The sequence below is a fragment of the Cognatilysobacter bugurensis genome (genome assembly GCF_014652095.1).
Lineage (GTDB): Bacteria > Pseudomonadota > Gammaproteobacteria > Xanthomonadales > Xanthomonadaceae > Cognatilysobacter > Cognatilysobacter bugurensis.
In genome coordinates this window covers 1,087,389-1,098,862 of sequence record NZ_BMYD01000001.1, presented here as the reverse complement: position 1 = coordinate 1,098,862, position 11,474 = coordinate 1,087,389, and the positions used below count along the sequence as shown (strand labels likewise).

7 protein-coding genes are annotated in these 11,474 nt (G+C 67.4%); 6 read left to right on the top strand and 1 reads right to left on the bottom strand.

Going from position 1 to position 11,474, the window contains the following annotated elements:
* Window positions 1-195 precede the first annotated feature (195 nt).
* Window positions 196-2,757, bottom strand: a complete 2,562-nt coding sequence (gene mutS / locus IE075_RS04980; protein ID WP_189454817.1) for a DNA mismatch repair protein MutS — start codon at window positions 2,755-2,757, stop codon at window positions 196-198.
* A 249-nt stretch (window positions 2,758-3,006) separates the two neighbouring features.
* Between mutS and IE075_RS04975 the strand changes: the two genes are divergently transcribed.
* The 6 genes from IE075_RS04975 (at window position 3,007) to alaS (ending at window position 11,364) form a co-directional block, all read left to right on the top strand.
* Window positions 3,007-5,631, top strand: a complete 2,625-nt coding sequence (locus IE075_RS04975) for a TonB-dependent receptor (protein WP_189453860.1) — start codon at window positions 3,007-3,009, stop codon at window positions 5,629-5,631.
* A 36-nt stretch (window positions 5,632-5,667) separates the two neighbouring features.
* Window positions 5,668-6,165 (top strand): CinA family protein, encoded by a 498-nt coding sequence (locus tag IE075_RS04970; protein WP_189453858.1) that lies wholly within the window; start codon window positions 5,668-5,670, stop codon window positions 6,163-6,165.
* Between the two features lie 45 nt (window positions 6,166-6,210).
* A complete protein-coding gene (gene lexA, locus IE075_RS04965) occupies window positions 6,211-6,840 on the top strand; it encodes a transcriptional repressor LexA (RefSeq protein WP_189453857.1) in 630 nt (209 codons plus the stop codon).
* A gap of 177 nt (window positions 6,841-7,017) precedes the next feature.
* Window positions 7,018-8,052: a recombinase RecA gene (gene recA / locus IE075_RS04960; protein ID WP_189453855.1), complete on the top strand. Its 1,035-nt coding sequence runs from the start codon at window positions 7,018-7,020 to the stop codon at window positions 8,050-8,052.
* A gap of 28 nt (window positions 8,053-8,080) precedes the next feature.
* Window positions 8,081-8,590: a recombination regulator RecX gene (recX, locus tag IE075_RS04955; protein ID WP_189453853.1), complete on the top strand. Its 510-nt coding sequence runs from the start codon at window positions 8,081-8,083 to the stop codon at window positions 8,588-8,590.
* Between the two features lie 140 nt (window positions 8,591-8,730).
* Entirely contained in the window at window positions 8,731-11,364 is a 2,634-nt protein-coding gene (gene alaS / locus IE075_RS04950; protein WP_189453852.1) for an alanine--tRNA ligase, read from the top strand.
* Window positions 11,365-11,474 lie beyond the last annotated feature (110 nt).

Here is an 11,474-nt window from a genome sequence, read left to right as displayed (position 1 = left end):
ACCAACGGACTGGCGTGCCGGTCAACATCGATGGTTAGCGACGTTGAGCGTGCGGGCACCGGCCCGCATTCTGCGCGCGCCCTCGTTTTCACCCCGTTACCGTACGGCCCCGCCAGTCATTCGGAAAATCGAATGTCATCATGGCTGCGATAGGCGGATCCTATCGGCGGGGCAGGCTGCGCGGGAGAGTGCGCGCTACGTGAGTCGCTTGAGTCGATACAGGGCTTCGAGCGCCTGCTTGGGCGACAGATCGTCCGGGTCGATGCCATCGAGTGCATCGACCAGCGCGGTCGCGCTGGCCGGCGGTGGGAACAGCCCGAACTGCTGGGGCGCGTCCAGCGCGTTCGCGGTCATTGCCGTCGAGGCGCTGTCGCTGCGATGGCGCTCGAGTTCGTCAAGGCGCCGGCGTGCATCTTCGACGACGCGCCGCGGCAGGCCCGCAAGCGCCGCGACCTGCAGTCCGAAGCTGCGATCGGCCGGGCCGTCCTTGACCGCATGCATGAAAACCAGCCGGTCGCCGTGCTCGACCGCATCGAGGTGCACGTTCGCGATACCGCTGCCGGGCGTCGCGAGCGCGGTGAGCTCGAAGTAATGGGTGGCGAACAGCGTGTAGGCGCGGTTGTGCGCGGCAAGGTGGCGCGCGCATGCGTCCGCTAGTGCGAGGCCGTCGTACGTAGACGTGCCGCGGCCGATCTCGTCCATGAGCACGAGCGACTCGTCGGTCGCGTGATGAAGGATGTAGCTCGTCTCGCTCATCTCGACCATGAAGGTCGACTGCCCGCGGGCGAGGTCGTCACCGGCGCCAATGCGCGTGAGGATGCGGTCGATCGGGCCGATCACCGCACTCGTCGCCGGCACGAAGCTGCCGATGTGTGCGAGCAGCACGATCAGCGCGTTCTGGCGCATGTACGTGCTCTTGCCACCCATGTTCGGGCCGGTGATGACGAGCATGCGGCGGCCGGCGTAATCGGGCGCACAGTCGAGGATCAGGTCGTTCGGTTCGAACGGCGCGTCGCGCACAGCCTCGACGACCGGATGGCGGCCGCGCTCGATGCGGATGCCGGGGTGCTCGGTGAGTTCCGGTCGCGCCCAGTCGAGCAGGCGCGCACGTTCGGCGAAGCAGGCGAGCACGTCGAGCTCGGCCAGCGCCGCGGCGCAATGCTTGAGCGGTTCGAGATCCGTGTTGAGCGCGTCGAGCAACTGCTCGTACAGCAGCCGCTCGCGCGCGAGCGACCGTTCGCGCGCCGACAGCACCTTGTCTTCGAACTGCTTGAGCTCTTCGGTGATGTAGCGCTCGGCGTTGCTGAGGGTTTGCCGGCGTGTGTAGTGCGTCGGCACGCGGCCGGCGTGCGACTTGCCGACCTCGAGGTAATAGCCGTGCACGCGGTTGTAGCCGACCTTGAGCGTCGCGATGCCGCTCGCGGCACGCTCTCGCGTCTCGAGGTCGACGAGGAAGCGATCGGCGTTCGTCGACAGCACGCGCAACTCGTCGAGCTCGGTGTCGTAGCCTTCGGCGAACACCCCGCCGTCGCGCGCCAGCACGGGCGGCTGCTCGACGATCGCGCTGGCGAGCAGGTGCGCGTGTGCGCCGTGCTCACCCAGTGCATCCGACAGCGCGCGCAGGCGCGGCGCGTCGATGCCGTCGAGGCAGGCACGCACGCGCGGCAATAAACCGAGCCCGTCGCGAAGCGTCGATAGGTCGCGCGGACGCGCGCTCCGCAGCGCGATACGCGCGAGGATGCGCTCGAGATCGCCGACCGCGCGGAAGCACTCGCGCAGCGCGTCGTCCGCGCCGGCGTCGATGAGCGCGGCCACGGCCTGGTGGCGGTGACGCAGCACGGGACGGTCGCGCAGCGGACGGTGCAGCCAGCGGCGCAGCAGGCGGCCCCCCATCGGCGTCGCCGTGCTGTCGAGCACGCCGAGCAGCGTGTGGCGCAGGTCCCCGTCGACCCGGCTGTCGAGCTCGAGGTGCCGGCGCGTCGCGGCATTCATCGCGATCGCGCCGTCGCCTGCCTCGTATGCGATCGACGTCAGGTGCGGCAGCCGCTGCTTCTGGGTTTCTTCGACGTAACCGAGCAGCGCCGCGGCGGCGGCGATCGCGAGCGGGCGATCCTCGACACCAAAGCCGGTGAGATCGTGGACATCGAAGAAGCGCAGCAACTGCCGGCGCCCGCTGTCGATATCGAACAGCCACGGGGCACGGCGCCGCGCCCCGGTGCGACCCACCACACAGGGCGGCCAGCCGTCTTCGTCGGGGCACAGGACTTCGGCGGGCTCCAGTCGCGCGAGTTCGGCTTCGAGCGTCGATTCGTCGGCGACTTCGCAGACGAGGAAGCGGCCGGCCGAGAGGTCGGCCCACGCAAGGCCGAAGCCGCTGCGCCCGCGGGATACCGACAGCAGCAGCGTGTCACGGCGCTCGTTGAGCAGCGCCTCGTCGGTCACCGTGCCCGGGGTCACGACGCGCACAACCTTGCGCTCGACAATGCCCTTCGACGTCGCCGGGTCGCCGATCTGTTCGCAGAGCGCGACCGATTCCCCGAGCGCCACAAGGCGGGCGAGATAGCCCTCCGCCGAGTGGTGCGGCACGCCGGCCATCGGGATCGGTTGCCCGGCCGACTGCCCGCGCTGGGTCAACGTGATGTCGAGCAGCCGCGCGGCCTTTCGAGCGTCGTCGTAGAACAGCTCGTAGAAATCGCCCATGCGGAAGAACAGCAGTACGTCCGGATGCTCCGCCTTCGCGGCGAAGAACTGGCGCATGAGCGGCGTGTGGGCGTCCGCAAGGCGGGCACTGGCGGCGGGGCTGGAATCGGACACGGACTGGACTGGCAACGGGGCGGCCGCGGACCGGCAGGATGCCGGGCGGGGCGGTCGTCAGTGTACGCCGGATGTTTGCATTTCCTGTCCGACGTCACTGTCGGGGTGTTAAGAGGGCGTGATAGCGTGACTCCGATCCGGTGCCGCGGGATGCAGGGTTTGCGAATGGCGGCTTGTTCATGGGGAAATGCAATGACGGCCTACAAGCACAACCGCAACGCGCTCGCAGTGGCGGTGCTGACCGCCCTGGTCCTGTCTGCCCCGGTCGGCGCCCAACAGACCGAGCCCGCGTCGACCGACGCTTCCACGCAGGAACAAGCCGGGTCTGAAGAAGAGATCACGAGCCTGTCGGCCATCAAGGTCACCGCGCAGAAGCGCGAAGAGGCGCTGCAGGACGTGCCGATCTCGCTGACCGCGCTGCCCGAGCAGATCCTGCGCGATGCCGGCGTGCGCGACATCAAGGACATGCAGATCCTCGTGCCGGGCCTTACCGTGACCAGCACCCAGAGCGAGGCGCAGACCACGGCGCGCATCCGCGGGGTCGGCACCGTGGGCGACAACGCCGGCCTGGAGTCGTCCGTCGGCGTCGTCATTGACGGCGTCTACCGCCCGCGCAACGGCGTCGGCTTTGGCGACCTCGGCGAAGTCGAGCGCATCGAAGTGCTGAAGGGCCCGCAGGGCACGGTGTTCGGCAAGAACACGTCGGCCGGCGTGATCAACGTGATCACCCGTCGGCCGGACTACGACACGAGGATCGAGGGCGAGCTGACCGTCGGCAACTACGACGCACTCGGGGTCGCGAGCTCCTTCAACACCGCGCTCGGCGAAAACGCCGCGATGCGCGTGTATGCCGCCAAGCGTGAGCGCGAGGGGTTCACCGAAGTCCGGACCGGTGCCGGCCCGCGCACCGAGACGCGCGACGGCGACCAGAACATGCACACGCTGCGTGGGCAGCTGCTGCTGGAGCCGACCGCCGATCTCGATATCAACATCATTGCCGACTTCACCAGCCGCGAGGAGAACTGCTGCGTCGGCCTGACCACGGTGCGCGGCGGCACCGCGCCGATCATCGACGCGCTGTCGCCCGACGCTGGCGTTGTCCCGGTCGCCGACCCGTTTGAGCGGGTTGCATACAGCAATCGCAGCACCGAACAGGACATCAAGGACAAGGGCGTTTCCGCCGAAGTCAACTGGATCACCCCGTGGCTTGGCGGTGCGACCTTTACCTCGATCACGGCAATGCGCGAGTGGCAATCGATCAACGGGCTGGACTTCGATTTCTCGAGCGCGGACCTGCTGTACCGCAATGCCGACGAAGACGAATCGCTCACTCGCTTCGAAACCACGACGCAGGAGTTTCGGCTGACCGGTTCGACCGATGAGGTCGACTGGATGGTGGGTGCGTTCTATTCGGACGAGGACCTGCGCCGCAACGAGACCTATCGCATCGGCAGCGCCTATGAACCGTATTTCTCGACCGCGCTGCTCGCCCTGATCAACCCGGCGCTGGCCGCGTCGCCGACGGCCGCGACCTTCCTCTCGCAGACGACCGGCCGGCCGTTCGGCACCGCGTTCGTCGGTTTCGGCGCGAACGACCGCTATCTGCAGAACGCGAAGTCGACCGCGCTGTTCACCAACAACACCTGGCGTGCGACCGAGGCGCTCGACGTCACGTTCGGCCTGCGTTACACGATCGAGGACAAGCAACTCGATTCGGCGTACAGCAACCCGAACGGCGGCCTCGGCTGCGCGTCCTACTTCGGCCCGAACGGGCAGGTCAGCCCGGCTGCGATCGGGCGTATCGCGGCGGCGCTCATCGGGCGCGGCGTGCCGTTCACGACTTATCCGGCAGCCCAGCAGCAAGCGATCATCAGCAACATCGTCGGTTTCAGCTGCCTGCCGTGGGCCAACCCGCTGCATAACGGCCGCATGAGCCGGCAGGAGCGCGAGGAAAAGGAGTGGTCAGGCACGCTCAAGGCGGCCTATCGCTGGAACGAGCAGCTGATGACCTACGCCTCGGCCGCGCGCGGTTACAAGGCCGGCGGTTTCAACCTCGATCGCGTCCAGTCCAACAACGGGCTGTCCAGCGGCGGCCAGGGCATCGTGCCGGTCAACGACACCTCGTTCCCAGGTGAGTTCGTCGACAGCTTCGAGCTCGGCGCCAAAACGACCTGGGCCGACGGCGACCTGCTGCTCAACGCCACGCTGTTCCACCAGACCTACTCGGGCTTCCAGCTCAACAGCTTCCTGGGTACGAGCTTCGTCGTTCGTTCGATTCCCGAGGTGGTGTCGAAGGGCATCGACACCGACCTGCTGTGGCAGCCGATGCGCGGGCTGCTCCTGCAGGGCGGCGTGACCTACGCCGACACCCGCTACGGCGACGAAGTGCCGGGCGGGGATTTCGTCGCTCCGGCCGGCAACCTGTACAAGCTGCCCGGCAGCCAGATCAGCTTCGCACCGTACTGGTCGAGCTCGGCATCGGTGACGTACGAGCGCCGCTTCGGCGCCGACCTCCTGGCGCGTTTCAACATCGCCGCGAAGTACATGTCCGAGCACAACACGGGCTCGGACCTCGACGACGAGAAGCGCCAGGAGGCGTACACGCTGGTCAACGCGCGCATCGGCTTCGGGGCGCGCGATCGCAGCTGGGGCGTGGAGTTCTGGGCCCAGAACCTTTTCGACACCGAGTACGTGCAGGTCGGCTTCGATGCGCCGCTCCAGAACGTGTCGCCGGCCCCCGGCAACCCGTTCAATTCGTACAACGCGTTCCTCGGTGCCCCGCGCACCTACGGCGTGACGCTGCGCCTGCGGTATTGAACCGGGTCGAAGGATGCCAGCGGCTATAGTGTCGCGATGACGCTTCCTTCCGATGCCGACCTCCGCCACCTCGCCGAACGCCTCGGCCAGGTGGCTGTGGCCCGCCACGACACCGTCGTAACTGCCGAGAGCTGCACGGGCGGCTGGATCGGCAAGACGCTCACCGATATCACCGGCAGTTCCGTGTGGTTCGACTGCAGCCTCGTTGCGTACAGCTACGAGGCCAAGCAGGCGCTACTGGGCGTCAACCCGCATACGCTCGAGCAGCACGGCGCGGTGAGTCGCGAAACCGCCGTGGAGATGGTCTCGGGAGCGCTCGTGCATTCGGGCGCCACGCTAGCGGTTGCGGTGACCGGCATCGCAGGGCCGGGCGGCGGGACAGCCGACAAGCCGGTCGGGACGGTCTGGGTCGCGTGGAAGCGCCGCGGCGGCTACCCGCGGGCGGAAGTCTTCCACTTCGACGGCGACCGCGAGGCGGTGCGGCGCGCGACGGTCGCGACTGCGCTGGAAGGGCTCATCGAGCTCAGCACCTGACGAAAGCGGTTGCCCGACGACGGCGTTAGTAGTATTACTACTAACATGAGCCTGACAGACACCCAGCGCGCGATTCTCGACCTGATCGCCGAGCGCATCGAGCACGACGGCGCGCCGCCGTCGCAGACCGAGATCGCCGAGGCATTCGGCTTCAGCAGCGTGCGCGCGGCGCAGTACCACCTTCAGGCACTGGAGCATGCGGGCATGATTCGGCGCGTGCCCGGACAGGCGCGCGGCATCCGCCTCGTCCAGTCTCCGGCGCGCGTGGCTGCGAACGACGACGCGCTCCGCCTTCCGGTGCTCGGCCGGGTGGCGGCGGGATTGCCGATCGGCGCAGGGGCGGATGGCATCGACCCCGACGATTACATCCTGCTCGATAAGAACTGCTTCGCGCCGGCGCCGGATTACCTGTTGAAGGTGAAGGGCGACTCGATGCGCGACGAAGGCATCTTCGACGGCGACCTCATCGGCGTTCACCGCACGCGCGACGCGCGCTCGGGGCAGATCGTCGTCGCGCGGATCGACGAGGAAATCACCGTGAAGCTGCTGAAGATCGCGCGCGACCGCATCCGCTTGCTGCCCCGCAACCCCGACTTCGCCCCGATCGAGGTCCAGCCAGGGCAGGAGTTCGAGATCGAAGGGCTGTACTGCGGTCTGGTCCGCCCCAACCGTTGATCGACGGCAAATCCCACGCGCCGCATGGGCTTTTTCCGACCGGCCGATGCGAGTTGGCCGGCTCCCGGCTGAATCGGATTGCCCTTAAGTTAGTCCCCGCACGGCGCGTCTCAGACCTTGCGATATCGGCTCGATAGAGTGCGCTTCGCCAACCCGTTGAACTGAGGAAACACAAGAATGGACGAGAACAAGAAGCGCGCCTTGCAGGCCGCCCTGGGCCAGATCGAGAAGCAGTTCGGCAAGGGTTCGGTCATGCGCATGGGCGATCGCGTCGTCGAGGCCGCCGAGGTCATCGGCACCGGCTCGCTCATGCTCGATATCGCACTCGGCATCGGCGGCCTGCCGAAGGGTCGCGTGGTCGAGATCTACGGACCGGAGTCCTCCGGTAAGACGACCCTGACGCTTCAGGCGATCGCCGAGTGCCAGAAGAATGGCGGCACTGCGGCATTCATCGACGCCGAGCACGCGCTCGACCCGATCTATGCCGCCAAGCTCGGCGTGAACGTCGACGATCTCCTGCTGAGCCAGCCGGACACCGGCGAGCAGGCGCTCGAGATTGCCGACATGCTCGTGCGTTCAGCAGCCGTGGACATGGTCGTGGTCGACTCTGTTGCGGCGCTGACGCCAAAGGCTGAAATCGAAGGCGAGATGGGCGACCAGCTGCCGGGCCTCCAGGCCCGCCTGATGAGCCAGGCACTGCGCAAGCTGACCGGCAACATCAAGCGTTCGAACACGCTGGTGATCTTCATCAATCAGCTGCGCATGAAGATCGGCATCATGATGCCGGGCCAGAGCCCGGAGGTCACCACGGGCGGCAATGCGCTGAAGTTCTATGCCTCGGTGCGCCTCGACATCCGCCGGATCGGTGCGATCAAGAAGGGCGACGAGATCATCGGCAACCAGACCCGCATCAAGGTCGTCAAGAACAAGATGGCGCCTCCGTTCAAGCAGGTCATCACCGAGATCCTGTACGGCGAGGGCATCTCCCGCGAGGGCGAGCTGATCGACATGGGCGTCGATGCCAAGCTCGTCGAGAAGGCGGGTGCGTGGTACAGCTGCGACGGTGAGCGCATCGGTCAGGGTAAGGAGAACGCCCGTCAGTACCTCAAGGACAACCCGGCGATGGCTCAGAAGCTGGAAGCGGCGTTGCGCGAGAAGTTCGTACCGGCCGAGGCGGGCCGTGACGAAGACACCGCGGGCGCTGACGCCTGAGGCATGGCAGCAAAGCGGATGTCGCACGATGACCTCGCGCGATGACAGCAACGGCGACGGTCGGGACAACCCCGGCCGTCGCCGTGTTCGTTCCGAGCCGACGCCGACACAGCGTGCGATTGGCCTGCTGACCCGGCGCGAGCATTCGCGCAAGGAGCTCGCGCGCAAGCTAACCGCGCGCGGCGTCGAGGCCCACGACGCGAAAGCGGCTGTCGATCGGCTGGCCGAGGACGGCTGGCAGGACGATGCCCGCTTTGCCGAAAGCCTGGTGCGCGCGCGCGTGAGTTCCGGCCACGGGCCGATCCGCATCCGTGCCGAACTCGGCACGCACGGGCTCGATCGCGACGCGGTCGCGGCGGCACTCGATACCTTCGAAGGCGACTGGGCCGAGGTCGCTCGTGACCTCGTGCGCCGCCGCTACGGCGCGGCCATTGCCGACGATCCTGCGTTGCGGCGTAAGGCTGCGGACTTCCTGATCCGCCGCGGGTTCGACGGCGACTGCGTGCGGGCAGCCTGCCGCGTCGACGTGGACGCGTAGGGCCGTTTATCGATCCGGAGCGCCGCGCCGGAAGTCGGTCGCGGGGCGCGTCCTGCTAGGCTAGAGGGCCCTTTACGCAGCCCGTGGTGATCCTTGATCGCCGGGGCGCCGCGTCGCCACCGCCTTCGACTTCCGCACGCATGAAAACCACCTCCGAGATCCGTCGCGAATTCCTCGATTTCTTCCGCGACAAGGGGCACACGATCGTGCCGTCCGCGCCGTTGGTCCCGGCAAATGACCCGACCTTGCTGTTCACCAACTCGGGCATGGTGCAGTTCAAGAACGTCTTCCTCGGCAGCGAGAAGCCCGGCTACGTGCGCGCGGCCGACGTGCAGCGCTGCCTGCGGGCCGGGGGCAAGCACAACGACCTCGATCAGGTCGGCTACACCGCGCGCCACCACACGTTCTTCGAGATGCTCGGCAACTGGTCGTTCGGGGATTACTTCAAGAAGGACGCGATCGCCTGGGCCTGGGAGCTGCTGACACAGGTGTGGAAGCTGCCGCCGGAGCGGCTCGTCGTGACGATCTACCAGACGGACGATGAAGCGTTCGATATCTGGCACAACGACATTGGCCTGCCGCCCGAGCGGATCATCCGCATCGGCGACAACAAGGGCGCGCCATTCGCGTCGGACAACTTTTGGCAGATGGCGGACACCGGCCCGTGCGGCCCGTGCACCGAGATCTTCTATGACCACGGCGACCACATCGCCGGCGGCCTGCCCGGCTCGCCCGACGAGGACGGCGACCGTTACATCGAGATCTGGAACAACGTTTTCATGCAGTTCGACCGCCAGCCCGACGGCACGCTGGTGCCGCTGCCGGCGCCGTGCGTCGACACGGGCATGGGCCTCGAGCGTCTTGCGGCGGTGCTGCAGGGCGTGCACGGCAACTACGAGATCGACCTGTTCCGGCACCTCGTTGCGAAGGCCGGCGAGTTCACGTCGACGGCCGACCTCGACAACAAGTCCCTGCGCGTCATCGCAGATCACATCCGTGCCTGCAGCTTCCTGATCGTCGACGGCGTATTGCCGAGCAACGAAGGCCGCGGCTACGTGCTGCGCCGGATCATCCGTCGTGCATTGCGCCACGGCTGGATGCTCGGCCAGAAGCAGCCGTTCTTCCACCGCATGGTCGAGCCCCTCATCGAAGCAATGGGCGACGCCTATCCAGAACTCACGCAGAAGCGTGAGTTCGTCGAGCGCGCGCTGCTCGCGGAGGAGGAGCGCTTCGCCGAGACGCTCGACGCGGGCATGCGCATCTTCGATGAGGTCGCGGCGCGGAGCGGCGAGGTCATCCCTGGCGTTGATGCCTTCCGCCTCTATGACACGTACGGTTTTCCGGTCGACCTCACTGCCGACATCGCGCGCGAGCGCGGGTTGACGGTCGACATGGCCGGGTTCGACGAGGCGATGGCGCGCCAGCGCGAGACCGCGCGGGCGTCGGGCAAGTTCGCGAATGCGACGACGCTGCCAGCCGAACTCGCCGCACAGCTGCCCCCGACGCAGTTCCTCGGTTACGACCGCATCCGCGAGGAGGGGCTTCAGGTGCTCGCGCTGCTCCGCGACGGCCGGCCGGTTGCGCGCATCGAGGCCGGAGACGACGCCGTCGTCATCCTCGACCGCACGCCGTTCTACGCCGAAAGCGGCGGCCAGGTGGGCGACGCGGGCGAGCTTGACGGGCTCGACACCCGGTTCGCCGTGCGCGACACACTGAAGTTTGCCGGCCAGTTCCACGGTCACATTGGCCGTCTCGAGGCCGGCGCGCTGTCGCTTGGCGATCGAGTGCACGGCGACATCGACGATAGGCGCCGCGCCGCGATCGTCCTCAACCATTCGGCGACCCACCTGCTGCACGCGGCCCTGCGCGACGTGCTGGGGACGCACGTGGTCCAGAAGGGCTCGCTCGTTGCACCGGAGCGTCTGCGCTTCGACTTCGCCCACTTCCAGCCCATGACAGACGCGGAGCTTGCCGAAGTCGAGCGACGCGTCAACGAGGAAGTCCGTGCGAACCACGGCGCGGAGGTCCATCACATGGACATGCAGCAGGCGCTCGACTTCGGGGCGCTTGCGCTGTTCGGCGAAAAGTACGGCGATCAGGTGCGCGTGCTGCGCCTCGGCGGCGCATCGACCGAGCTCTGCGGCGGCACGCACGTGTCGCGCACGGGCGACATCGGTCTTTTCAAGATTGTTTCGGAAGGCGGCGTGTCCGCAGGCGTCCGGCGTATAGAAGCCGTAACCGGGCAGGGCGCGCTCGACCATGTCGCAAGCGCTGAGGCGCGCCTTCGCGAGGCCGCGCATCTGGTTGGTGCGAGCCCCGGCGACGTGGCAGACAAGCTGCGCAGCGTGCTCGACCGTCAGAAGAAGCTCGAGCGCGAGCTGGAAGCGCTGAAGGCGAAGGCCGCATCAGGCGCAACGTCGAGCCTCGCGGATTCGGCCGTCGATGTCGGCGGCATGCGGGTGCTCGCAGCGCGCATCGAAGGCCTCGATGCAAAGTCGCTGCGCGACGCACTGGACCGCCTCAAGCAGCAACTCGGTGACGCGGTCGTGGTACTGGCGGGCGCGTCCGACGGAAAAGCGGCGCTGGTCGCTGGCGTGAGTGGATCCGCGCTCGGCAAGGTCAAGGCCGGCGAGCTGCTGGCGCATGTCGCAGGGCAGATCAATGGTAAGAGCGGCGGCCGCCCGGACATGGCCCAGGGAGGAGGCGAAGACAGTCCAGCGCTCGCGCGTGCTCTTTCAGACGTGCCCGGCTGGGTGCGCGACCGCCTCGGCTGAGCGAACGGCCTCTTCAGGCAAGCGAAAGCGCGACGTTTTCGCTTGCGACGTCGGTCCCCGGCTCGTTAAGATGGCAGACGGTCTTTTACCAATCAGGAGACGTCGTCGCA